At 42.2% G+C, this 23,600-nt stretch carries 26 protein-coding genes; 6 read left to right on the top strand and 20 right to left on the bottom strand.

Translation table 11 applies throughout. The features are described 5' to 3' along the window. A partial coding sequence (locus CVD27_RS28540) for a hypothetical protein (RefSeq protein ID WP_219621335.1) occupies positions 1-200 on the top strand: 200 nt, incomplete at its 5' end. A 40-nt stretch (positions 201-240) separates the two neighbouring features. Here CVD27_RS28540 and CVD27_RS25235 read toward each other — a convergent pair. Further along, positions 241-1,557, bottom strand: coding sequence for an ammonium transporter (locus CVD27_RS25235; RefSeq protein ID WP_101651651.1), 1,317 nt, complete (start codon positions 1,555-1,557; stop codon positions 241-243). Beyond that, entirely contained in the window at positions 1,557-1,922 is a 366-nt protein-coding gene (locus tag CVD27_RS25230; RefSeq protein ID WP_101651649.1) for a P-II family nitrogen regulator, read from the bottom strand. Before CVD27_RS25230 ends, CVD27_RS25235 begins: the two co-directional genes overlap by 1 nt. Before the next feature lie 722 nt (positions 1,923-2,644). Here CVD27_RS25230 and CVD27_RS25225 point away from each other — a divergent pair. Continuing rightward, positions 2,645-3,436, top strand: a complete 792-nt coding sequence (locus tag CVD27_RS25225) for an N-acetylmuramoyl-L-alanine amidase (protein ID WP_180960447.1) — start codon at positions 2,645-2,647, stop codon at positions 3,434-3,436. 187 nt (positions 3,437-3,623) lie between these two features. After that, entirely contained in the window at positions 3,624-4,928 is a 1,305-nt protein-coding gene (locus CVD27_RS25220; protein ID WP_101651647.1) for an NCS2 family permease, read from the top strand. Positions 4,929-5,096: 168 nt separating this feature from the next. On the opposite strand, the gene CVD27_RS25215 is transcribed toward CVD27_RS25220, so the two are convergent. Further along, positions 5,097-6,362, bottom strand: coding sequence for an MFS transporter (locus tag CVD27_RS25215; RefSeq protein ID WP_101651645.1), 1,266 nt, complete (start codon positions 6,360-6,362; stop codon positions 5,097-5,099). A gap of 247 nt (positions 6,363-6,609) precedes the next feature. Between CVD27_RS25215 and CVD27_RS25210 the strand changes: the two genes are divergently transcribed. From CVD27_RS25210 to CVD27_RS25200, 3 genes are all read left to right on the top strand, one after another. Continuing rightward, positions 6,610-7,116: an Lrp/AsnC family transcriptional regulator gene (locus tag CVD27_RS25210; protein WP_101651643.1), complete on the top strand. Its 507-nt coding sequence runs from the start codon at positions 6,610-6,612 to the stop codon at positions 7,114-7,116. Next, positions 7,113-8,324, top strand: coding sequence for an aminotransferase (locus tag CVD27_RS25205; RefSeq protein ID WP_101651641.1), 1,212 nt, complete (start codon positions 7,113-7,115; stop codon positions 8,322-8,324). The genes CVD27_RS25210 and CVD27_RS25205 overlap by 4 nt, the downstream gene beginning before the upstream one ends. Positions 8,325-8,612: 288 nt before the next feature. After that, positions 8,613-9,110 (top strand): glucosaminidase domain-containing protein, encoded by a 498-nt coding sequence (locus tag CVD27_RS25200; protein ID WP_101651639.1) that lies wholly within the window; start codon positions 8,613-8,615, stop codon positions 9,108-9,110. 46 nt (positions 9,111-9,156) lie between these two features. On the opposite strand, the gene CVD27_RS25195 is transcribed toward CVD27_RS25200, so the two are convergent. The 17 genes from CVD27_RS25195 to fliG all read right to left on the bottom strand — a co-directional run bounded on the left by CVD27_RS25195 (position 9,157) and on the right by fliG (position 23,599). Further along, positions 9,157-9,612 (bottom strand): GNAT family N-acetyltransferase, encoded by a 456-nt coding sequence (locus CVD27_RS25195; protein WP_101651637.1) that lies wholly within the window; start codon positions 9,610-9,612, stop codon positions 9,157-9,159. A 74-nt stretch (positions 9,613-9,686) separates the two neighbouring features. Beyond that, on the bottom strand, positions 9,687-10,700 hold the full coding sequence (gene galE, locus CVD27_RS25190; RefSeq protein ID WP_101651635.1) for a UDP-glucose 4-epimerase GalE: 1,014 nt from the start codon (positions 10,698-10,700) through the stop codon (positions 9,687-9,689). A 119-nt stretch (positions 10,701-10,819) separates the two neighbouring features. Next, positions 10,820-11,239 (bottom strand): PilZ domain-containing protein, encoded by a 420-nt coding sequence (locus CVD27_RS25185; RefSeq protein ID WP_101651633.1) that lies wholly within the window; start codon positions 11,237-11,239, stop codon positions 10,820-10,822. A gap of 139 nt (positions 11,240-11,378) precedes the next feature. Continuing rightward, positions 11,379-12,089 (bottom strand): FliA/WhiG family RNA polymerase sigma factor, encoded by a 711-nt coding sequence (locus CVD27_RS25180; RefSeq protein ID WP_180960446.1) that lies wholly within the window; start codon positions 12,087-12,089, stop codon positions 11,379-11,381. A 28-nt stretch (positions 12,090-12,117) separates the two neighbouring features. Further along, on the bottom strand, positions 12,118-12,993 hold the full coding sequence (locus tag CVD27_RS25175) for a MinD/ParA family protein (protein WP_101651629.1): 876 nt from the start codon (positions 12,991-12,993) through the stop codon (positions 12,118-12,120). Continuing rightward, complete coding sequence (gene flhF / locus CVD27_RS25170) at positions 12,944-14,092, bottom strand: flagellar biosynthesis protein FlhF (RefSeq protein WP_101651627.1); 1,149 nt, start codon at positions 14,090-14,092, stop codon at positions 12,944-12,946. Before flhF ends, CVD27_RS25175 begins: the two co-directional genes overlap by 50 nt. Then, complete coding sequence (gene flhA / locus CVD27_RS25165; protein WP_101651625.1) at positions 14,089-16,140, bottom strand: flagellar biosynthesis protein FlhA; 2,052 nt, start codon at positions 16,138-16,140, stop codon at positions 14,089-14,091. Before flhA ends, flhF begins: the two co-directional genes overlap by 4 nt. A gap of 22 nt (positions 16,141-16,162) precedes the next feature. Further along, positions 16,163-17,257: a flagellar biosynthesis protein FlhB gene (gene flhB / locus CVD27_RS25160; RefSeq protein WP_101651623.1), complete on the bottom strand. Its 1,095-nt coding sequence runs from the start codon at positions 17,255-17,257 to the stop codon at positions 16,163-16,165. Beyond that, positions 17,254-18,036, bottom strand: coding sequence for a flagellar biosynthetic protein FliR (gene fliR / locus CVD27_RS25155; protein WP_257984489.1), 783 nt, complete (start codon positions 18,034-18,036; stop codon positions 17,254-17,256). The genes flhB and fliR overlap by 4 nt, the downstream gene beginning before the upstream one ends. 9 nt (positions 18,037-18,045) lie before the next feature. Next, a complete protein-coding gene (gene fliQ, locus CVD27_RS25150) occupies positions 18,046-18,315 on the bottom strand; it encodes a flagellar biosynthesis protein FliQ (RefSeq protein WP_101651619.1) in 270 nt (89 codons plus the stop codon). A 17-nt stretch (positions 18,316-18,332) separates the two neighbouring features. Beyond that, positions 18,333-19,070: a flagellar type III secretion system pore protein FliP gene (gene fliP / locus CVD27_RS25145; protein WP_257984488.1), complete on the bottom strand. Its 738-nt coding sequence runs from the start codon at positions 19,068-19,070 to the stop codon at positions 18,333-18,335. Positions 19,071-19,090: 20 nt separating this feature from the next. Then, the gene (locus tag CVD27_RS25140; protein ID WP_101651617.1) at positions 19,091-19,687 is read right to left on the bottom strand and encodes a flagellar biosynthetic protein FliO; all 597 of its coding nucleotides are present in this window, start codon (positions 19,685-19,687) and stop codon (positions 19,091-19,093) included. An 11-nt stretch (positions 19,688-19,698) separates the two neighbouring features. Continuing rightward, positions 19,699-20,040: a flagellar motor switch protein FliN gene (gene fliN / locus CVD27_RS25135; RefSeq protein ID WP_101651615.1), complete on the bottom strand. Its 342-nt coding sequence runs from the start codon at positions 20,038-20,040 to the stop codon at positions 19,699-19,701. Between the two features lie 36 nt (positions 20,041-20,076). Beyond that, positions 20,077-20,520, bottom strand: coding sequence for a flagellar export protein FliJ (gene fliJ / locus CVD27_RS25130; protein WP_101651613.1), 444 nt, complete (start codon positions 20,518-20,520; stop codon positions 20,077-20,079). Further along, complete coding sequence (gene fliI / locus CVD27_RS25125; protein ID WP_101651611.1) at positions 20,517-21,845, bottom strand: flagellar protein export ATPase FliI; 1,329 nt, start codon at positions 21,843-21,845, stop codon at positions 20,517-20,519. The genes fliJ and fliI overlap by 4 nt, the downstream gene beginning before the upstream one ends. After that, entirely contained in the window at positions 21,823-22,608 is a 786-nt protein-coding gene (locus tag CVD27_RS25120) for a FliH/SctL family protein (protein WP_101651609.1), read from the bottom strand. Before CVD27_RS25120 ends, fliI begins: the two co-directional genes overlap by 23 nt. Beyond that, positions 22,598-23,599, bottom strand: coding sequence for a flagellar motor switch protein FliG (gene fliG, locus CVD27_RS25115; protein ID WP_101651607.1), 1,002 nt, complete (start codon positions 23,597-23,599; stop codon positions 22,598-22,600). Before fliG ends, CVD27_RS25120 begins: the two co-directional genes overlap by 11 nt. Position 23,600 lies beyond the last annotated feature (1 nt).

Here is a 23,600-nt window from a genome sequence, read left to right as displayed (position 1 = left end):
TTTTTAACCTTTTGGACGGATTGGCTGTAGACCATCGAGGGGCTAGACGCTGGAGCTGGACAATTCTCACAGTCGAAATTTTTATACTGTCTTATCTCATAAAAAAGCAAAAATGCATGTATAGAAAAAAGGCCGGATTCACAACGAATCCGGCCTTTTTTGTCAAGAGTGTGTTAAATATCATTGGTTTCTCCTATTGATTGGAGCAAAATCAACAGCCAAGTATTAACACATACTTTATCAAAAGGAATTACCTGTTTTAACTTTGCTGCTAGCTGGCGGAGCCACCGTAATCCCTGTCGTTTCTTCAAAATTAAACAAGCTCGTAGGTAAATCCGTAAAACGCTCTAGTTCGTTATAAGCCGGAATACCGTGGTACGACATATCCAAGCCCTCTTCTTCTTCACGCTCAGAAGCACGGAATCCAACCGTCTTTTCACAAACCTTCGCCATAAACGTCCCGCCAAGCAATCCCCAAACAATAACAACAACGGCCCCTAACAGCTGAACCAGAATAAGGTGAACATGACCAGTGGTCAACAAACCATCCGTCTTATCGAATAACCCAACAGCAATCGTTCCAAATACACCGCCAAAACCATGGACAGCCACAGCGCCGACCGGATCATCCACCTTTAGGTAATCAACTAAAAGCGTAGCATAAATCACCAATAAGCCACTAATCACACCAATTAAAATAGAAGACCATTCCGAAACATACGCACACCCAGCCGTAATCGCCACTAATCCAGCCAACACACCATTAATCGTCATACTCGGGTCCGCTTTACCGAATTTTTTCATTGTTAAAAATAAGGCAGCTGAACCGCCGCTCGCTCCAGCAAGCATGGTATTAATCGCAACCGGTGCAAGTGCAGGACTCGATGCATCCAATGTACTGCCGGCATTAAAAGCAAACCAGCCAAACCAAAGAATAAAGGCTCCTGCCGAAGCTAACGGGATGTTACTTGGCGCAAAAACATTCACGCTGCCATCCGAATTAAATCGGCCCTTCCTTGGTCCGAGCCATTTGGCCATCGCCAATGCTGCACAGCCGCCAACTGCATGAATAGCTGCCGATCCGGAAAAATCTTTAAAGCCGAGCTTCGCTAACCAGCCGTCACTATTCCAAATCCAATGTCCGCTCATAGGATAGATCACAATACAGATAAGTGCAGCCGTTACCACATATGCTTTGAAATTCATGCGTTCTGCCACTGCACCTGAAATAATCGAAATACTTGCAACCGCAAATCCCATTTGAAATAGAATAAAGGCCGTACTAGGCAAATGAATCGCAAGGTGAATTTTTTCAGGGCTTCCAAATAAATTTGTTCCAATGAACCCGAAGGCATCTTTCCCAAACATAACCCCAAATCCAACCATCCAAAACGCCAAGGCTCCAATGGTTAAATCAACGAAAATTTTCATCGTTACATTTACTGCGTTTTTCGTACGGACAAAACCAGCTTCAAGCAGGCTGAATCCACCCTCCATAAACAATACCATCGCCGCTGCCAGAACCACCCAAACTGTATTGATATACGTAAGTTCCATTAGATTCCCTCCTCCCGGTTTGCTAAGTCGTCAATATCATAATCAAAGGTACCTGTCCGAATGTTATAGGCTTCGAGGATAGGATAGACATAGATTTTACCGTCGCCTTCCTCTCCTGTCTGAGCTGCCTGTACCACTGTCTTAATCGTTGTATCTACTAAATAATCAGAAAGAACAATTTCAAGTTTCACTTTAGGGTGCAGCGTCACCTGATAATTTTTTCCGCGATAAACACCCTTTGTATCCTTTTGTTTCCCGCGTCCCACAACCTGTGAAACGGTAAAGCCTGTTATTCCAATTCTTTTTAACCCCTTAATCGTCTCCGTGAGTCTTTCAGGTCTGATGATCGCCTCTATTTTTTTCATGGATGCACCCCCATGTTATATTTCCTAACATCAATATGATAAAATATATAACATTTCTCTCCTCTGCGTCAATTAATATTTTAAACCAATTTTTAAATTCTGAATGTTTGGTAAATATTTGGTTGTATCCGAGTTTCTACAATAGTATTCTCCCAATATAAAAAAACTAAGACTTCTGTTGGAATAAGCAAGGATTTATACCCTTGCTATTTTTGTTTTTCATTGCTAATTCTTCGGATTGCGAATTACGAAGTTTGCAAACCATTTCCGCCTTCCCCGTATCGATTTCGTGTAGGTACGAGAATTCATAGGCGGAGAATTTCCTGCTAATGATATAGGGAAAGCTTAAGAAGCGGAGATAAGCGGAGATATTCCGATTGAACGCTCTAAATAAGACAAATTCCAAAGATTTGGATCATCTAAACGGAAAAACTCCCCTTATTTTTAAGGAAATATGGGTATTTCCCAATTTAGCCGAAATTTTACCGTTTATTTTTTTATACACAGTGGACTCAACATTCAGTTATAGCAGTGCCTAACCTTAAATTTTTAAAAAACAATATCTTGTAAGTAAAACTGTTGTGTATTTTGCTGGATACACTGGAGCCCGTTCCTCTAATGCAGCATGTTTTCTTTTTATGAGCGGTAAATACACACTTGTTATGAGCTTATCCCATATAATAGTAGTAAAACCATTCTTATATAAGGAGGCGATATAATTGATGCTTTATTTGGACCCAGGACACGGCGGTACGGACCCTGGAGCTCAAGGGAATGGTTTAAACGAAAAAGATCTGACATTAGATATTGCATTAAAATTACGAACATTCCTGCTCAATCAGTATGAAGGTATTGAAATCAAGATGAGCCGGACGACTGATAGGACAAAAAGCTTAGATGCGCGTACCAATGAGGCTAACAGCTGGGGCGCTGACTATTATTTGGCCATTCACATCAATTCAGGCGGCGGCCAGGGATATGAAGACTATATTTATAGCGGCCTATCAGACTCTTCTACGACCGCACGTGATCAAGATATTATTCATGCTGAAGTGATGAAACTAAATAGCCTTCAAGACCGCGGTCAGAAAAAGGCCAATTTCCACGTGTTACGTGAATCCGCAATGCCTGCCCTGCTAACAGAGAATGGATTTATAGATAGTTCTCATGATGCCGCTCTCATGAAACAATCTTCTTGGCGTCAAAACGTTGCCCAAGGCCATGCGAATGGGATTGCCAGTGCTTTTAATTTAAAAAGAAAAACGTCCGATCCTGGGACAGGCACACTCTATAAAGTGATTGCCGGCTCGTTTCAATCAAGACAAAATGCCGATGATCGGGTAACCTATCTTGCCTCAAAAGGGATTGATTCATTTATGGATACGGTTACGATTTCCGGACAAACTTGGTACCGGGTACAAGCTGGGGCTTATTCAAACCGGGAAAATGCCGAAAATAGGGTAGACGAGCTTAAACAGGCAGGCATTACTGATGCCTTTATTATTGCTGAATAATGTTAAAAGTCCTTCATCAAACGATGAAGGACTTTTCTATTTTTTAATAATGAACTTTTTATGACATCCTCCCTGCGTAGATGGAGGGAAAATAGGGGAAACTAATAGTTAGCTATTGAAAGTTACGCTAAAAACGAATAATATAGAAAAGTCGTTTTAAAATTGTTCGTATTTTGGAGGAACACATATGTTTAGGTTAAAAGAAAACAATACAAATACCAAAACGGAAATGATGGCTGGTATAACTACCTTCTTTACCATGGTCTATATCGTAGTCGTTAATCCTGTCATTCTTGCGGATGCAGGCGTTCCCTTTGAACAGGTCTTTACCGCCACTATCATTGCCGCACTAATCGGAACCCTTTGGATGGGGCTATTCGCTAATTATCCAATCGCCATTGCACCGGGAATGGGCTTGAACGCCTACTTTGCTTATTCGGTCGTCGGCGGCCACCAGGGAATTACCTATCAAACAGCCTTTGCTGCTGTCTTTGTAGCTGGACTTATTTTTGTCATCTTATCGTTAACACCGTTTCGCGAAAAATTGATTGAGGCGATTCCGGACAATCTAAAGCACGGAATCACCGCAGGAATCGGATTGTTTATCGCCTTTATTGGTCTTCGTCAAACCAAAATCATCACAGCTCATCCATCCAATCTTGTTGGCTTGGGGGATCTTCATTCTCCTTCCGCTATTTTAGCGATCATTGGACTTGCGGTAACGTTAATTTTGATGGTACTTCGAGTCAATGGGGCTTTGTTTTTTGGAATGATTGTTACCGGGGTGATCGCTTACTTTACGGGACAGCTTTCCTTTGATAAAGGATTTATGTCGCTTCCTTCCCTTCCAGACGGGCTGATGATCGGAAATCCATTCACAGCTTTTGGTGATGTGATTCAACATGGTCTTTATGCTGTAGTCTTTTCATTTATACTAGTGACGATTTTCGATACAACCGGAACGATGATCGGGGTTGCGAATCAGGCTGGTTTAATGAAGGGCGACAAGCTGCCGCGTGCTAGACAGGCCCTGCTTTCTGATTCGGTCGCCACAATGGTCGGATCGATTTTTGGGACAAGCCCGACAACCGCTTTTATTGAATCCACTTCCGGCGTGGCAGCTGGCGGACGAACGGGTCTAACGTCTGTAACGGTGGCTGTTTTGTTTGTGGTTTCAGCCTTCTTCGGACCGCTGGTTAGCGCCGTATCGGGAATTGCTGCAATTACCGCTCCTGCACTAATTATTGTCGGAAGCTTGATGATGGGAAGTATCGCTAAAATCAATTGGAATGAACTAGACGAAGCCTTTCCGGCTTTCTTAACAGTGTTAAGTATGCCGCTAACCTCAAGCATCGCAACCGGTATTGCTCTTGGCTTTATCAGTTTCCCTCTTTTGAAATTAGTTAAAGGAAGATGGCGTGAGGTTCATCCATTACTTTATGTATTTGCGGTATTATTCTTTATCCAATTAGCGTTTTTACAGCACCCATAACTAAAAGCGGAAGCGCCTTGATCAGCCCCGACAAGCATAAGACGAGCCGGCCGAAAGGTTGCTTTTTAACCTTTTGGACGGATTGGCTGTAGACCATCGAGGGGCTAGGCGCTGGAGCTAGATAAAAAAAAGAGGACGGATTTCAAAATAGAAATCCGTCCTCTTTTTTTATGCTGTTATTTCACTAGGCTGCTTGGCTTCCTGGCGCTTTTCTTTTATTAATATTCCACCCAATAATCCGACCATTGAAAAGATCACAGGAATGATGAACCCATAATGATAACCAACACTTGCCGAAGAAGTATGAAAATGGTCTAATACCTTTCCAAAAATACTTGGCAGGAGCACTGCACTTAAAAAGCCCCCTGTATTGGCAAAGCCGGATACCACTCCGACTTCTTTTATATCAAAGGATTTTCGAACCACGGCAAAGGTTAACGAGCTAGAGCCGTTACCATAGCCAATCAATAAGAAAATAATGACCAGCATATAGTATGGAGGCTTTCCACTATAAAATAGGACAAGCCAGCTGATCACTGCAATGGTATGCACAACAACATATGGACGCTTAATGGAATCAAACTTGCTCGAAATCCAGCTTGTCAGCGGCGCCCCCACTAAAGCACCAATTAAACCGATCATTATCAGCTGACTGGACTGCGAACGTGACATATCATACACATGCATCCCATATGGGACTGCCCACGAACCGATAAATCCTACATACGTTCCAACAAGGCCAAAATGACTGAAGAAGGCTGCCCAGGCCTGGCGGCTCGAAAAAATCCTCCGTAATACTACGATTGTTTTTTCGCGCGGCTTCTTTTGTTTCGCTTTCACCGAATCATTTTTAAATAACTGCTTTGCTTTTTTTTCGAGAACATAATAAAGCAAAATGGCGCTTAATACGAGTATGATTCCCGTGATAAAAAATGGCGTCCTCCAGCCAGATAAAGAGATCCACGCTGAAAAAGGAACCGTAGCGAGCAGAAACCCAAAGCTTCCGGACATGCCCGCGATTCCGAGTAATCCCACAAATTCCTTGACTCTAAACCATTGGCTTAAAATTAATACGAGGTTGACCCAAATGGTGGCATCCCCTAATCCGGCCAATAATCTCGCAAAGAGGAGAAAGTATTCGTTCGGGGCAAGACTGTAAATAAGGGTACCGATTCCGTTCAGTAAGGCACCAATAATAAGGAAGTAATTAGGTCCAAACCGGTCGGACAAAATACCGATAGGAACTTGAAAACCTGCATAGGCTAAGAATTGAATGCTTGTCAGCAAACCAATCGTCGCGGCTGTTAAATGAAAGTCCTTCATCAATTGGTCAGAAATTAACCCCGGTGCTGTCCTTTGGCTGACTATTAAAAAATAGGCGAACAAGATCGAGACAAAAACGACCCATCTATACTTGCTAGTTTGTTTTTCCACTCTTCACTACTCCTGTTGCTTTAATCTATTTCCTATTATACTCCAATTTTTTAATAAGATTTTACTAATTTAGGATGGTGGCGTTTTCATTTAAAAAATAATGAATTAGCCTCATTTTGTCCAAAACTGGCCTTCTATCTCCCTTCGCTTTCAGAAAAATACAAAATATTTTTCAACTTCACGTGACAGACACCGGAATTAGGATTAAAATCATCATTAAGCAAAAGAAGTTGAGGAGGATATCCACATGCACCTTAGCAGTGAGGAAATTGAAATTTTAAAAATCATTGAAGAAAATCCTAAAATACCTGTAGAATCCATTGCCTTAATGGTGATGTGCAGTGAAGAAAAAGTAAGAGCCTCTATTGAAAAATTAGAGCAATCACAAATCATCATGAGCTATCAGACGTTAATCGACTGGAGCAAAGTAGAAGGCCAGGATAACGTCATCGCTATGATTGATGTAAAAGTGACGCCAAAACGCGGCGTAGGTTTTGATGAAGTAGCACAGCGAATCAGCCGATTCCCTGAGGTATCATCCCTTTACCTCATGTCAGGTGCCTACGACCTCTCGATCACCGTTGAAGGCCAATCCATGATCCAAATCTCTAAGTTTGTATCAGAAAAACTATCTACCATTGAAAACGTCATCTCAACGACCACCCATTTCATGTTGAAAAAATACAAACATGATGGAGTTATTTTTAATGATGGTACGGATGATAAAGACCGCAGGATGGTGGTTTCACCATGAAGCACGAGCTCGGCCACTATCTATCCCAAACAGCCAAAGAACTACAGCCTTCGGGGATTAGAAAGTTTTTCGACCTTGCCGCCAGCATGGAAGGGGTTATTTCACTAGGGGTGGGGGAACCGGATTTCACCACACCATGGAGCATCCGTGAAGCGACCATTTTATCCCTCGAGCAAGGCTACACCTCTTACACAGCAAATGCTGGTCTGCTCGAATTGCGGGAAGAAATCACAAACTATTTAAATACACGATTTGGTGTACAGTATAATCCGAAAAATCAAGTCATTGTCACCATTGGAGCAAGCCAGGGAATCGACCTCGCCTTCCGCGCCATATTAAACCAAGGCGATGAAGTCTTAATTGTCGAACCAGCCTTCGTCTCCTACGGTCCATTAGTGGCAATTGCCGGCGGGACACCCGTTCCAGTTTCAACTTCTCCGGAAAACGGCTTTAAAGTAACACCGGAGCAAATCGAGGCGGCGATTACACCAAAAACAAAAGCGATTCTTTTGTGCTCGCCAAACAATCCGACTGGCAGTATGCTGACTAAAAAAGACTTGATTGAAATCGCTAAAGTCATCCGTAAGCACGACCTGCTCGTGGTTTCTGATGAGATTTATGCAGAGCTTTCTTATGATGAAGAATTTTGCAGTGTTCCAGCGCTTGAAGGCATGTACGAGCGTACCATTCTGATTAACGGTTTTTCCAAAGGGTTTGCCATGACCGGCTGGCGATTAGGTTTTCTTGCAGGGCCGGAAGAATTAGTAAGCGTCATGTTAAAAATCCACCAATACACCACCATGTGTGCTCCGCATATGCTGCAGCATGGCGCCATCGAGGCTCTTCGCAATACCTACGATGAAGTGATAGCCATGCGCAACAGCTATCGACGGAGACGAAATTATGTGGTGCAGACTCTAAACCAAATGGGTCTCGATTGCCATATGCCGGGAGGAGCCTTTTATGTCTTCCCATCCATTCGTGCAACCGGCCTAAGCTCCGAACAATTTGCCGAAGAATTATTAATGCAGGAAAAAGTAGCCGTCGTCCCAGGCCATGTGTTTGGTGAAAGCGGCGAGGGTTATATCCGCTGCTCTTATGCCACTTCCATGTCTCAGCTGCAGGAAGCATTAAAACGAATTCAGCGCTTTATTGAGTCAAAAGGTGTTCAGGCTAAACCCCAACCACAAAAAGTAGAAGTAGAATAAAGCCTTACTGCTAATGGGGCTCATTTATAGGCTCTGATAAACGATATGGTTGTTTATTACACCTGTTGATTGGAGCGGAGGGCGCTCGACTCCTGCGGGAGTACGGGGCTGGGGAGACCCCGCAGGCGCTTTCAGCGCCGAGGAGGCTCCCCGGCACGCCCGCGGAAAGCGAGCGCCTGGAGCGGAAATCAACAGCCAATTTAACAAAAAAGGCATTCGAATAAACCTATTCGGATGCCTTTTAGCATATTAGTTTTAGTAAAATAGGAAAAAAGGGAGGACGATTCAATGAATTTAGAACTAACTAACCCGTCAATCCTGGGACCGACCCGTTTGTCACCTGAGCAAATGAATCTCTTTGTCCAATCCGTCAATCCCCATGCCATTGAACTAGCCACTCATTATGTAGCCTTTGGACAATATTATGGGATCCGGGGAGACATCGCCTTTGCGCAGGCCTTACTAGAGACCAACTATTTCCGTTTCACAGGAATCGTCCAGCCTGAGCAAAACAATTATGCAGGAATTGGGGCAACAGGTCCTGGAAATCCAGGTGCCTTTTTTCAAACAGCCGAAGAAGGCGTACTGGCTCACCTGCAGCATTTGTTTGCCTATGCTGCCACCGAGCATTTACCTAGCGATTATCCATTAGTTGACCCCCGTTTTCATCTCGTTCAAAGAGGAAGCGCCCCGACCTGGACTGCCCTGAATGGAAAATGGGCCGTCCCTGGCACAACTTACGGGCAAACCATATTGAACCTGTATGACAGAATATCCAAAGCCTAGCCTCCAAAAAAGAGACTGCCGGTATATACTGCCAGCAGTCTCTATTCTATATTTCCAACGTCATAAAAACACTATTGGGATCCTCTAGATAATCCGCAAACGGTTCGCAGTATTGAAAGCCCACGCTCGCATACAGTCTTCGCGCTGGTGCAAATGCCTCCATCGAACCCGTCTCCAAACTCAACCGCCGATAACCGCGCCGCTTGGCTTCATCAATCATATGCTGAAGCATTCTTCTAGCTACACCTTTTCTTAAATGCGAAGAAGACGTGCGCATCGATTTGACCTCACCATGCTCAAGGTCCAATTCTTTTAATGCCCCGCATCCAAGCAATTCCTGTCCATCCCATGCACTCCAAAAAGTAATTTCTGGTTTTCGCAGCTTCTCCAGCCCCAATGCATGAATACTTTCCGGCGGGGAATTCAAGGTCATACTATGTAAATGCTCCCTAATCAGCTCTGCCACTTCAGGACCGGTTAAATCATCAATTTTGATCTCCATAAAACACCATCCTCCTACATTGTCATCTTTTATTAGAAAAAAGACGAAAGCCAGTGGCTCTCGTCTTACTAGGTTTAATTATCATACCCATTCGGATTATTTTTCTGCCATCTCCAAGAATCTTCGCACATTTCTTCGATTCCTCTAGTAGCCGTCCAGCCAAGCTCCTCTTTTGCTTTGGAAGGATCCGCGTAACAAACCGCAATATCTCCAGGTCTTCGGTCCACAATCTTATAGGGAATCGAAACGTCAGAAGCTTTTTCAAAGGCAGAAACAAGCCCTAGCACACTATAGCCAGTACCCGTTCCAAGATTGTAGGCCTCCACCCCTTTGGAAGGCAAAACTTTTTCAAGCGCCTTTAGGTGGCCAAGCGCCAAATCTACGACATGAATATAATCGCGGACACCTGTTCCATCATCCGTTGGGTAATCATTCCCAAACACTTGCAATTCCTTCAATTTGCCAACCGCCACCTGAGTGATGTACGGCATTAAATTATTCGGAATTCCATTTGGATCCTCGCCAATCCGGCCGCTCTTATGGGCTCCGATTGGATTAAAGTAACGTAATAAGGCAATGCTCCACTCTTGGTCGGAAACATATAAATCCCGCAAAATCTCCTCAATCATCAGCTTCGTCCGCCCATATGGATTGGTCGCACTAAGTGGGAAATCCTCAGAAATCGGCACCCGCTCTGGCATTCCATACACAGTGGCTGAGGAACTAAAGACAAGATTTTTGACACCGTATTGATTCATCACTTCACAAAGAATCAATGTTCCAGTGATGTTATTGTGATAATAATGAATGGGAATCGAAACTGATTCACCGACTGCCTTTAAACCGGCAAAGTGAATAACCGCTTCAATTTGATTTTCCGCAAAAACTTTCTGAAGGCCAATCCGGTCTAATAGGTCCACTTCATAGAAAGCAAAATCCTTACCCGTAAGCTCTTTTACTCTTTGTAAGGATTCCGGTTTACTGTTTGAATAGTTATCCACGACAATAACTTCGTGGCCGGCATTTAATAGTTCAATACAGGTATGACTTCCAATATACCCGGCTCCGCCCGTTACTAAGATGGCCATAGAATCTCTCCTTTTGTAGGCTTTATTGCAAACTAACTCTATATTACCAAATATTTTGTCAAAAAAATACAAAAGGGTAAAAAAAATAGGAGCATCTTTGCCCCTTTTCTTCAAAATTATCACTCTACCTGACTAAAATACTTTTCCGAATAGTCAATAAGGAGATTATGTACGAATGTTCGCATCTCGTCAGCGACTTGAAAATGAACTCCATATTGATAAAGACCATCGGACAAGGTTTCACTCCAAATAATTTCACTTGGGATATGAATTTTATCTTCGAGAATAGTTGTTTCCATGATATAAATCATTTCTTGCCCTTCCACTAAAGGTAAATTAGATAAAATCCTCAATCCCCCAGGTCCAATGTTTTCAATAAAAATAAACGCGCTCTCTGCCATTGCTTCTGTGTCTTTTGGATTGATCAACAGGATCTCTGACTCAAATGGATACTTAATATGGTATCGGAGCGAAGTTTGATGGATAGGATTTCCCGTTTCCTTTAATAAGAATTTTACATTCGGTAATTTTAGTGTCATTCGCCTATACCCCTTATTAACTCGAAAGATCGGATTCTACTTTATTAATAACGGCATTCTTCCTCAAATCGTCGATAGAATGTAAGCTAGTTCCAACTAAAAAGGAGGATATCTTCTTGATGAGATTCCTCCGTTCCTACTAAAATAATTCCTTATCAAATTCTTTTTTTAATTTTTTTATAACCTTCGCATGCAGCTGAGAAATTCTTGACTTATGGAGGCCTAAAATCTCTCCGACTTCACTCATACTTAAATTCTCATAATATAGTAATGAAAGGATGATTTTTTCTCGTTCCGGTAACTGGTCAATTAACGAAGCCAAAAATTCCTTACGCTCTTTTTCTTCAACAATGATGGATTGTTCGTTTAAAAGAGGGTCTGAAAGTAAATCGATCTTTAACTGACTCTCTCCTCCGTTTTCAACCGGTTCATATAAGGACTCTTGTTTCTCAAATGAGGCTTGGAGTACGATGTCTTTATATTCCGTTTCACTGATTTGCAGGTGTTCACTTACTTCTCTCTCCGTAGGTCGTCTGAACAGCTGTTGTTCTAATAACTGATAAGCATTCCTTACTTCTTTTTCCTTTTTTCTTAATGTTCGCGAAAGGGGATCGATCCGGCGTAACCCATCATAAATTTCTCCGCGTATCCGTTGAGTAGCATAGGTTTCAAATTTTACATTTTCACGTTGGTCAAATTTACGAAAAGCATCTAACAACCCCATCATTCCAAAGGACAAAAGTTCGTCTTCCTCCACATGATGGGGAAGGGTCCTCTTCGTTTTTTTTACGATCTTATGAACTAACGGCAAATATTCATGGAATAAAGTCTCTTCAAGCTGCTGACTCACATGATCCCCCTCCTTCAACTAGGTCATTCTATTTTTTTACCAGATGAGAAATCCTTTGGATAAACCCCTTGATTCCCGTGTTTTTTTCATTTTTTCCATCCACATGTAAGTAAATACTGACGATATCCCTTATCCATTTTGCTGCCTGTGACTTGGGATAGTTTAATAAGAAAGGCGTTTGTTCCAGTACGGATTGGACGACAAACGAATCATTAGGAATGAATCCAAGAATCTCTAGCTCTTTCCCTAAGAATTTTTCCGTAACCATTCGTATCCGATTCGCCACTGCAGCCCCGTCCTTCGAGTTAGCCACCCTATTCACAACCAGCCGAATAGAAAGATTAACATCTTGATGATGTAATATTTTAATAACAGAATAAGCATCGGTCATGGCTGTTGGTTCAGGTGTGGTGACCAGAATAATTTCATCTGCAGCTAAGTGGCAGCGCTGGGATTCCTTTGAAAGACCTGCCCCTGTATCAAACAAAATCAAATCTGCATAACCCTGGAGTTTACTAAGCTCTGAAAATAAATAATCCGTATCCTGATCACTTAAATCTAGGATTTCATTAAAACTGCTCCCGCCGGAAATGAGTTCTAATCCCGCAGGTCCTTTTTCCATCACGTCCCAGATCGTTTTCCGCTCATAGACCATTTCCATGAGATGATGTTTTGGGTTCATTCCCAGCAGAATTTCAAGGTTGGCCATCCCAATATCCAAATCAATTAAAACGACCTTTTGGCCTTCTTCACTTAAGCCTAGAGCAAAGTTTAGTGCAAAGTTCGATTTGCCGACACCGCCTTTGCCGCTGGTAACGGAGACAACCTTTGTTGTTTTTTCTTCTGTGACGGTCTTAAAGTGCTGATACAATTCTCTCAATCTTTGTGCCTGATCCTTCTTCATCTTCATCTACTCCCAATATCTTTTTAGCCATATATTCCGGTTCTGCCAGCATAATATCTTCAGGAACACCTTGTCCCAAACTAATAAACGATAACGGGTACGGATAATGATAGACGAGATTGAGCGCGGCTCCGAAACAGGTACTTTCATCCCATTTTGTAAGAATCACCCGGTCCACCTGTACGGACTTCATCTTCTCTACAATTTGCTTCATATCTTTCCATCTTGAGGTTATACTGAGGACCAAGTGATTCTCTTGCTTGAAGTCCTGTTCGAGGAAGGCTTGAATTTCCTCAATATATTGTTCCTCTAGGTAATTTCTGCCGGTACTGTCCATAAAGATCATTTGGCAGTTTTTTAAATCCATCAGAGACTGAGGCAGCTGTTCAGAGCTTTCGACTACGCCAATCGGGATATTTAAAATGTTGGCATACGTTTTTAACTGCTCAATCGCAGCCATCCGAAACGTATCAGCCGTTAAAAAACCAACCTTCTTCCGCTGAAATAATACCTGCCTTGAGGCAAGCTTCGCAATGGTTGTCGTTTTTCCCACTCCAGTAGGGCCAAGGAGTGTAATCAATGTCGCATGAGGATCCAAGCCCTCTTGTAGAGCAGCATCCTGAAACAGCTTGGTGATCGTTGATAAAACAATCTGCCCTGCTTCCTGTTCCGTAAGTCTCTCAATCAAAGGATGCTGAGACATAATTTTTTTTACAATATAATCGATAACCTCTTGATCCACCTCTTGTTCCTCGAGCAGCTCCAGCCATTTGGTTAAAACCGAGGTCTTTTGCAGCTGGAAAGGCTGTTGATTTTTCAGTAAATTTCCAAGCAGCTGCTCCATCTGGTTTAACCGCTGAAGGACTTCCGTTTCAGCTGATGCCGTAGGCCTCTCTTCGATTGGTGCTTTTTTCACAGTTGTACGTTCGGATGCCTCCGAAGCAGCTATCACTTCAATCTGTTTTCTTTTAAACAGGCCCAGGAAGCCTCCTGTTGTTACGACCTTTTTATTGAGGATGACGGCATTCTCTCCTAACTCCATACGAATCAGGCTAATGGCCTGTGGTAAGGTATCTGCCATATATCTTTTTATTTTCATGAGGTAACCACTCCAACATCTTGAAAATGGACAACGCCGATATTCTGAACCTCAACATCAGATTCCAGCTCGTTAAAGGAAATGACAGGGATATCTTCATTAATGCGTTCCACAATTTGCTTGAGATACATCCGAATGGCTGGCGAGGTCATAATAATGGGTTGAATTCCCACTCTAACCACCTGTTGGATGGTCTCGTTTAAGGATTGAACCAATTGCTGAATCGTCTGTGGATCCATCGTAAGATAAATCCCTTGCTCCGTTTCTTGAAGATTTTCACTGATGGCTTTCTCCACCTGAGCATTCACGGTAATGACTTGAATCATTTTACCAACGGTCCATTGTTTCGTAATTTGTCTGGATAAACCTTGTCTTACATATTCCGTTAAGTAATCAGTATTTTTTGTAAAAACAGCCCAATCAGCCAAGGTTTCAAGAATGACAGACAAATTGCGAATGGAGATCTTTTCTTTTAAAAGCTTCTGCAATACCTTCTGCACTTGGCCAACCGACAGCAGGGACGGAACTAATTCTTCTACAATCGAAGGGGAGGTTTCCTTTGCCTTATCGATGAGCTGCTTCGTTTCCTCTCTGCCTAAAATCTCATGCGCATAACGTTTAATGGTTTCAGACAGGTGGGTAGTGATAACCGATGAAGCATCTACGACGGTATAACCAAAGATCTCTGCCTTCCTTCTCATCTCTTCGTTAATCCATAAAGCAGGAAGACCAAAGGTTGGTTCAACCGTTTCAATTCCGATGATTCCATGATCCTCATCCTCCGGCACCAGCATCAGATAGTGATTGAGGAAAATCTCCCCTTTAGCAATCTCGTTTCCTTTTAATTTAATGACGTACTCATTAGAATCTAAATTCACATTATCGCGAATCCTTATAATCGGAATCACTAGCCCTAATTCTAAAGCGATCTGTTTCCTGATCGCGATGACCCGGTCTAATATATCTCCGCCCTGCGAGGCATCTGCTAATGGAATGAGTCCTAAACCAAATTCAAATTCCAATGAATCCATTTGCAAGAGGTTCAGCACGTTTTCTGGACTATGATCTTCTCCGCTCGGTACATCTGGGATTTCGAGCATTTCCTCTGCTTCTTTTTCTTTGGCTTTTTGCATTCGATAGGCCGCAAATACTAATAGACCGGCAATACTCCACGTTAATAAAATGCCAATGGGTGTGACTAAACCGAATAAGGCAATACAACCGGCTACCACATAGATCAGCTTAGGATAAGCAAATAGTTGGCGTGTCAGGTCATCTCCCAGGTTTCCATCCGATGCTGCTCTTGTCACGATAATTCCTGTTGCTGTAGATATTAACAAAGCAGGGAGTTGACTGACCAAACCATCACCGACAGATAGCAAGGTAAAGGTACTGGCTGCCTGGGCAAAATCCATCCCCATCATGGTCATCCCAATCACAAAACCACCGATGACATTGATGAACAAGATAATAATCCCGGCAATGGCGTCCCCTTTTACAAACTTACTTGCACCATCCATTGCTCCGTAAAAGTCCGCTTCGTGTCCTACTTTTTCTCGTCTCATCCGGGCTTCTTGTTCGCTGATCATTCCTGCATTTAAATCGGCATCAATACTCATCTGCTTACCTGGCATGGCATCAAGGGTAAACCGGGCAGCGACTTCGGCCACCCGCTCTGAGCCCTTTGTAATCACAAGGAATTGAATGATCACAAGGATTAAAAAGATGATAAAACCAATCACCGGATTCCCGCCAATAACGAACTCTCCAAAGGTGGCCACCACATGGCCGGCATTTCCATGCGAAAGAATGGAACGGGTAGTCGACACATTTAACGCTAGACGAAATAGAGTCGTTAACAGCAATAAAGAAGGAAAGATGGAAAAATCTAAAGGCTCCTTTGTATTCATGCCGACTAACAAAATCGTGATGGAGAGCGAGATATTTATAATGAGTAATATATCTAATAGAATCGTAGGCAATGGAATAACCATCATAACAACAATGAGTAATACGGCTAGTAAGACGGAAATTTCTTTTAACTTCATTTTTCGCACCTTTTCTAGTAACTTAGAATTTTCCCTTTAAGCGATAAACATAGGCGAGGATCTCGGCAACGGCTTTAAACAGTTCCTCTGGAATCTCTTGACCAACCTCTACATTTGCATACAATGCTCTGGCAAGAGGTTTATTTTCAGATAAAATGATGTCATGTTCTCTTGCGATTTCTTTGATCTTCTGTGCCATAAAATCCACACCCTTTGCAATCACGACAGGCGCTTTCGAATCATTGGCATCATAAACGATGGCAATGGCATAGTGAGTGGGATTGGTAATGACGACATCTGCCTTTGGCACATCAGACATCATTCGATTAAGCGACATCGCTCGCTGCATTTCCTTGATTTTCCCTTTCACTAACGGGTCCCCTTCACTCTTTTTGTGCTCATCCTTTACTTCTTTTAACGACATCTTTAATTTCTTTTCATGGTCATATTTTTGATAGAGAAAATCAGCTGCCCCTAATACCACGTAAACGGCAGAGGCAGAGACGCCAATTTTGACAATGACCGTAAAGAGATACTCAATCATTTGGGTAATTCCCAATTGTGAAAGATGTAAAAAGGCCGCAATTTCTTTTTTTAAAAGAACATAGGCCGTCCAAGAGATCAGGACCATTTTCAAAACATTCTTTAACAGGTCTACGATCGACCTCATCGATAAAATGCGCTTTGCCCCTTCAACGGGATTGATTTTTTTAAAATCAAATTTCAGATTTTCTGTTGTAAATAAAAATCCAATTTGAAAATAATTCGCCAATAAACCCATGACAAACAAGAGTGCTAGAATAGGCAGTACGATTTTTTCGGTAAGAATCGTGATATCAACGAAAAGCTTGTGAGTACTGGATTCCGTTAAATCTAGTAATAAATAAGAAGAAAATAGGTCTTGGAACAAGACAAGAATATTCGTCCCGAAATAGCTCCCATAAAAAAGCAGAAAGAGAAAAAAGGATAATAACATCAAGGAAGAAGAAACTTCCGGACTTTTGGCTACCTGCCCTTTTTTCCTAGCCTCCCTCCGCTTCTGAGGAGTGGCTTTTTCCGTTTTTTCCTCGGCAAACCATTGTAGATCTACTTGAAGTAAATAATTGTTTCCCTTCATATGGAGGCACCCATAATTCGCATCATCTCGCTTAAACTATCAAACATTTCTGTAAAAATCCGTTGCAGTAACAGAAAAAATCCCGGCAGTGCCATAAATAAAACTAGATAATAGACACCAATTTTTAATGAGAATCCTAAGACCATTAGATTAATCTGCGGAGACGTTTTTCCGATAATTCCAAGAACTAAATCTACGATAAATAACGTAAAAACAACCGGTGCCGCTAATAAAAAGGCAATGATCAAAGAGTTTTTGAACGTTTCAAGAATAAGCGTTGAGATTCTGCCGTCCATTAATGCAGGGACAAATGCGTCAACAGGAATCCATTGATAGCTTTCTAGTATTCCTTGAATAAGCAAATGATGACCATCAACAGATAGCAGAAACAATGTGGCTAACACGTTCTTTAACCTTCCCGTAAGATTCGCATTGGTTCCGGATTGCGGGTCGTACATCGCTCCCATGGCAAAACCGCTTTGTAAGTCAATCAAGGTTCCGGCGAGCTGGATGCTATAAAAAAGGATGGAAGCAATAAAACCTAAACCTAATCCAACGATTGCCTCCTTCATAATAAGAAGGACGTATTCAGCCGAAAAAGCAGGAATTTCATGCGGCCCAGCAGTCGAAATCGTGACAATCATTGCCAGAAAAAAAGAGAGTCCTATTTTAAAAGTGGCTGGGATGGAACGTGACATGAAGACCGGAACCGTGATAAAAAAACACGAAATCCGAACCAGCACTAACAGTAATATGGGTAATTCATTTAACCAATTCATCACGATTCGTTATCCTGTAAAATGAGATAAGTTGCCAAAAATATTTTCAGTAAAGTTGACGATTTGTCTTAACATCCACGGACCAAACACTAAAAGAGCAATAAAAACAGCAATGATCTTTGGAACAAACACGAGTGTTTGCTCCTGAATTTGCGTAACAGCTTGAAAAATACTAATGATGAGTCCTACCACTAAAGCAATCATTAAAATAGGGGCAGCGACCATCCCTGTAATATAGATCGCCTGCTTGGATATTTCCATAACCATTTCTGGTGTCATAAGGGTACCTCTCTTTTTTAAAAGCTGGTGAGTAACGATTTTACAATTAAGTGCCAGCCATCGACTAAAATAAATAACAATATTTTAAATGGAAGACTGATCAATGCTGGCGGCAGCATCATCATGCCCATCGCCATCAAAATACTTGATACAATCATATCGATGATTAAAAAAGGGAGAAAAATCATAAAGCCCATTTGAAAAGCCGTTTTGAGCTCGCTGATCGAGTAGGCAGGAACTAAAACGTGGAGCGGGATATCATCGATGGTTTTTGGCTTTTTCTGCTTGGAATAATCAAGGAATAAATTTAAGTCTTTTTCTCTTGTATGCTTCGCCATAAATTCCTTGATGGGCTTTGAAGCCTGATCAAAGGCTTGTTCCTGAGAGAGCTTCCCTTCCATAAACGGCTGGTAGGCGTCCTTGTTAATATCTGAAAAAACTGGTCCCATAATAAACATGGTGAGGAACAAGGACAAACCAATAATGACTTGGTTAGGCGGCATTTGCTGTGTCCCGAGCGACGTCCGAACAAACGATAACACAATCACAATTCTCGTAAACGAAGTCATCAGAAGCAAAATAGCAGGTGCAACAGAAAGAATCGTTAAGAGAAGGATAATTTTGATAGAAGTAGAGACGCCCCCTGGCTCAGAGTTTAAATTCACCCCAGGAATCGAAGCATCAAAGGCGGCATAACTCACTTCATGAAAACTGAAAAGAAGGATAGGTAATAATAAAGTTATTTTTTTAAGCAACGACATCTCCGCCATTTTTGTTAGTCCTTTAGCTTGTTGATTGGGATACTAGATTGCTGCAAGTGATTCAATTGAGACAAAAAAGTTTGATCCCAGCTCTCGGTTTGTTTCTTTTTATAGGAAAAAAGCTTGGGCTTTTGTTTTCTTTCCGTATCATCTGCAAGGGATTGTAAAATGGAATCTTGTTCCTCTCCTGGTTCAATCATCCGAAGCAGCTGTACTTCATTTCCGATTCCCAGGATGTACAAGGTCTGACCAATCATCACTAATTGCAGGGAACGATTGCCGCCTAAAGCATGACCGCCCATCGCATAAAATGGACCTTGGGAATGAATTTGCTTTTGATTCGCCTTCAAAAATTTTAAACATAAGAGTAGTAGTATAATAATGACTGCAAAACTGAAAATAAATTTAATAAAGGAAGGAACGATGGACCGAGTTTCTTCATTAGATATCGTTCCTTGGTCTGTATTTTTGTTCGCTGCGCCCTTATCCTGTTGAAAGGCATCATAAACCGTCGTTTCCGCCTTTGCCCAGGCTGGCTGATGAAATACAAAGAAGTTGAAAAGGAACACGAAAAGCAAAGTCACGGCTGTTTTTTTTCTTAACTGTTTCAACACCGCCACCTCTAATCGTGCATTCTTTCTTCGCGTTCTTGTTTCGAGACAATATCCGTGATACGAATCGCAAATTTTTCATCTACCACCACTACTTCTGCTTCCGCAACTGCCGAACCGTTGATGACCACATCTACATGTTCCCCAGCTAATTTATCGACTGGAATGACCACACCTGGTTGAATCTTTAATATATCCCTGACTTTCATGCTGGTTTTTCCTAATTCAACGATTAATTGGAGGTTCACATCTTCGATAGAGTTTAATTCTTTTCCGCCCGATCCCGTTTTTACCCCATCTGTTAACGGGGCAAATTGAACGGTTTGGATCCTTTTCGTTTGTTTTTCAATCATCTTTCGTTTGCCCTCTTTTCATTGCTAGTCTGATTGCTAGTTTTTATGGTAAAAATAGCGGAGGACCGCCATTTCATCGAGCCTATTTTGTTCTTCTCTATTTGTTTTTACGGTGTACTCTTCCAATGATTTTTCCCGCCAGGAACTCCAAATCTTTTCTTCCTGATTTTTAGTCAGCAATACATTGTTTTTTATTGTTAACTCTCTTGTCAGCTCACTAACCTTTTTTTTGACTCTCTCAATTTGCCGATTCAGAAAGTCAATATATTTCTCCCGTTCCTGGATGTCCGTAACCCTGAGAGAATTTCTCATCATGTTTTGGGAGTCCCGGATGTAGTGATCCTTTTTTTGAATCAACTCAAGTAATTGATGCTCTGCCGTTTCTTTCATTTGTTTAAATACATTCATTTCATGAAAGGCAGAATCTTTTTCTTTTTCTTTCATTGTCAGGATTTTTTCATAGCGAAATTGAAAACTCATCTAACCATCTCCCCAAATTGTTGAATCATTGTTTGAATGGAAAGCTCCAAATGGGAAGGTTCATTGACTCCTTGCTTTAAGAAGTGATCGATCCAGCCCTTATACTTAATAGATAAATCAATCTCTTGGTTGGTCCCTTGTTTATAGGCACCAATTTTAATTAGGTCCTCGGCCTCTTGGTAGATGGCCATCAATTGTTTCATTTTCTCTGCTGCATGAATATGTTCCGGGCCGGCAATGTCCTTCATCACGCGGCTGACGCTATTTAAAACATTAATGGACGGGAAATGACCTTGCTGGGCTAGTTTTCGATCTAACACAATATGTCCATCCAATATCCCCCTGGCTGTATCAGCAATCGGTTCATTCATGTCATCGCCATCCACTAAGACCGTATAAAAGGCTGTAATTTCCCCTTTAGGTCCTGTTCCTGCCCGCTCTAACAGCTTAGGCAGCATCGCGAAAACGGAAGGGGTATATCCTTTTGTTGTCGGCGGCTCACCGATTGCCAGCCCAATTTCCCTTTGTGCCATGGCATATCTCGTAACAGAATCAAGCATTAGATTCACACTCAACCCTTGGTCCCTGAAAAATTCAGCAATCGTTGTGGCGATAACGGCCCCCTTAATTCGGACTAAGGCAGGCTGATCACTGGTGGCAACCACCACCACCGATTTCTTTAGGCCCTCTTCACCCAAATCTCTCTCGATAAAATCAAGCACCTCTCGGCCACGTTCCCCAATCAGTCCAATCACATTAACATCTGCACTCGTGTTTCTGGCAATCATGCCCAAGAGCGTACTTTTCCCTACACCGCTGCCGGCAAAAATTCCGACCCGTTGTCCTCTGCCAATCGTTAGCAGACCATCAATCGAGCGGACACCCACATTTAATGGATGATGAATTCTTGGCCGTTTCAATGGATTAGGCGGATTGTTATTCGTGACCACTTCTACTAATCCCGAAGGCAGTGGACTTTCATCCATCGGCTTGCCCAAGCCATCTAATACCTTTCCTAAAAGCTCCATTCCTACCTTCACGGTAAGCGGCTTACCGGTGGCGACCACCTCACAGCCAGGGCCAATGGATACAATCTCTCCTAAAGGCATTAACAGGACCCGATTTCCTCTGAACCCTACCACCTCTGCCTCTAACGGCGGTTCATTACTAGAGGGATAGATCTGGCACACATCGCCCATCTTTACATCCGGGCCTTGTGATTCAATCGTCAGTCCGATGACCTGTGTGACCTTTCCATTCATTTTTATCGGGTTAATCGTCTGTAAAGTTTGTAGATATTTCTCAATCTCCAGCCGTTTCTTCATACTTTTCATCCTGTACCGTTTTAAGTAATGCTTGCTTGATTTCTTTCAGTTGTACATCCAGTCGGGCATCAATACTTCCATAGGAGGTGCGGATCACACAGCCGCCCTTTTCAATCGAATGTTCAGGTAATATTTTCACCTCAATTTGCCCCTCCAGCATTTCAAGTAATTGATTTCTCTGAGCCTGGACGAAGCTAAAATCCTCTGGACTCACACAAATCGATATCATCGAGCGTTCATTGGAATAAACAAGGTTTTGTTTGATCATCTCGATGAGTACTTCTGGTTTGGTTTCTAATTCTTTTTGAATAATCTTTGAAGCAATTTGTACCGATAATTCAATCACAAACGGTTCTGCCTCATGAATTATTTCCTCTTTTTCCTTATAGGCCTTTGCTAGAATCTCTTTGGCTAACTGAACCTTCGAGGAATAGTCCGTCTCGGCTGTTTGCCTTCCTTGATCATATCCCTCACTCCAGCCCTGCTGTCTGATTGTCTCAAGCTCAAGGTTAACTTGATCCCTCTCCAGACGTTTCCAATCTTCCAGCTCTGCCGCCGCTTTTTCTCTATCAAGCAGAAGATCATCATGGGCCTTTTTTAACATGGCAGCCGCTTGTTGTTCTGCATTTTGAAGACGTTCCTCGGGAGAAAGTCCTAATTCCATAGGATGTGCAGGGTGAGAGCTTCCCTTCCTTTTAGACAATAACAACGTGGCTTCAATAACTGAAGGAACATAAGTTGATTTAACAATCTTAGACGACAACAGCCTCGCCGCCTTTTCTCTCAATGATAATGGAGCCTTCTTCTTCGAGCTTTCGTACAATTCTTACGATGCGCCCCTGTGCCTCTTCTGCCTCTTTCAGGCGTACAGGCTTATCATATGTCCCTTGTTCCTCAAGCAATTCAGCCCGTCTTTTCGAGATATTTTTATAAATCACTTCTTTTAAATCATCGCTGGCAATTTTTAAGGCTAAATATAAGTCTTCACTATCCACATCACGAAGAATTCGCTGGATCGAATGATGATCTAAGAAAGCAATATCTTCAAAGATAAACATCTTCCCTTTAATTTCTTCCGCAAGACTTGGACTTTTTTCTGACAAGGATTCTAAAATATTTTTTTCCGTCCCACGATCAACGCTTGTTAAAATATTGACGATATTATCAATGCCGTTGTTTACGGTATAGTCCTGTGAGGAGGTCGTAGCAAGTTTTTCTTTCAGGACCTCCTCAACCTGGCGGATGACTTCCGGTGAAACAGTATCCATTAACGCAATCTTCGTGGCGATATCGGTTTGCTTCTCGGCAGGAAAAGCGGATAGGATGGCCGATGCCTTTTGCGCATCCAAATAGGATAAAACCAATGCAATGGTTTGTGCATTTTCATATTGCAAGAGATTCAGGATTTGAACGGGTTCGGCTCGATGAGCAAAATAAAAAGGCTTCTTTTTATTTTTTTCTGAGGAGCGGTGGAGGAATTCCTTAGCTTTCTCTTCCCCAAAGGATAAAGCAAGTAAGTCCTTGGCAAAATGTTCTCCTCCTTTTGATACCACGTTTCTTTCCGTTGCCATTTTGTAAAATTCATCTAGAACATCTTCTTTTACTGTTGAATCAATCCACTGAAGATTGGCGATTTCCTTTGTTAATAATTCCACTTCATCTTCTTTCAAGTGTTTATAGATGGTCGATGACCCTTCTTTTCCAAGGGAAATCAAAAGGATGGCTACTTTTTGAAGCCCCGTTAGCTTGCGCATC

The organism is Neobacillus cucumis (assembly GCF_002860255.1).
Classification (GTDB): Bacteria; Bacillota; Bacilli; order Bacillales; family Cytobacillaceae; genus Neobacillus; species Neobacillus cucumis_A.
The sequence above is the reverse complement of the archived record's forward strand: the minus strand, read 5'-3'. Positions and strand labels throughout refer to the sequence as shown.

Coding starts and splice junctions, on each gene's coding strand:
- fliR (WP_257984489.1), bottom strand. CDS start 18,036: ATGAATTGGTTAAATGAATTACCCATATTACTGTTAGTGCTGGTTCGG.
- flhF (WP_101651627.1), bottom strand. CDS start 14,092: ATGAAAATAAAAAGATATATGGCAGATACCTTACCACAGGCCATTAGC.
- CVD27_RS25205 (WP_101651641.1), top strand. CDS start 7,113: ATGAAGCACGAGCTCGGCCACTATCTATCCCAAACAGCCAAAGAACTA.
- CVD27_RS25200 (WP_101651639.1), top strand. CDS start 8,613: ATGAATTTAGAACTAACTAACCCGTCAATCCTGGGACCGACCCGTTTG.
- CVD27_RS25225 (WP_180960447.1), top strand. CDS start 2,645: ATGCTTTATTTGGACCCAGGACACGGCGGTACGGACCCTGGAGCTCAA.
- fliJ (WP_101651613.1), bottom strand. CDS start 20,520: ATGAGTTTTCAATTTCGCTATGAAAAAATCCTGACAATGAAAGAAAAA.
- fliQ (WP_101651619.1), bottom strand. CDS start 18,315: ATGACACCAGAAATGGTTATGGAAATATCCAAGCAGGCGATCTATATT.
- fliG (WP_101651607.1), bottom strand. CDS start 23,599: ATGCGCAAGCTAACGGGGCTTCAAAAAGTAGCCATCCTTTTGATTTCC.
- CVD27_RS25210 (WP_101651643.1), top strand. CDS start 6,610: ATGCACCTTAGCAGTGAGGAAATTGAAATTTTAAAAATCATTGAAGAA.
- CVD27_RS25220 (WP_101651647.1), top strand. CDS start 3,624: ATGTTTAGGTTAAAAGAAAACAATACAAATACCAAAACGGAAATGATG.
- fliI (WP_101651611.1), bottom strand. CDS start 21,845: ATGAAGAAACGGCTGGAGATTGAGAAATATCTACAAACTTTACAGACG.
- flhB (WP_101651623.1), bottom strand. CDS start 17,257: ATGAAGGGAAACAATTATTTACTTCAAGTAGATCTACAATGGTTTGCC.
- CVD27_RS25175 (WP_101651629.1), bottom strand. CDS start 12,993: ATGAAGAAGGATCAGGCACAAAGATTGAGAGAATTGTATCAGCACTTT.
- fliN (WP_101651615.1), bottom strand. CDS start 20,040: ATGATTGAAAAACAAACGAAAAGGATCCAAACCGTTCAATTTGCCCCG.
- galE (WP_101651635.1), bottom strand. CDS start 10,700: ATGGCCATCTTAGTAACGGGCGGAGCCGGGTATATTGGAAGTCATACC.
- flhA (WP_101651625.1), bottom strand. CDS start 16,140: ATGAAGTTAAAAGAAATTTCCGTCTTACTAGCCGTATTACTCATTGTT.
- CVD27_RS25230 (WP_101651649.1), bottom strand. CDS start 1,922: ATGAAAAAAATAGAGGCGATCATCAGACCTGAAAGACTCACGGAGACG.
- CVD27_RS25235 (WP_101651651.1), bottom strand. CDS start 1,557: ATGGAACTTACGTATATCAATACAGTTTGGGTGGTTCTGGCAGCGGCG.
- CVD27_RS25185 (WP_101651633.1), bottom strand. CDS start 11,239: ATGACACTAAAATTACCGAATGTAAAATTCTTATTAAAGGAAACGGGA.
- CVD27_RS25195 (WP_101651637.1), bottom strand. CDS start 9,612: ATGGAGATCAAAATTGATGATTTAACCGGTCCTGAAGTGGCAGAGCTG.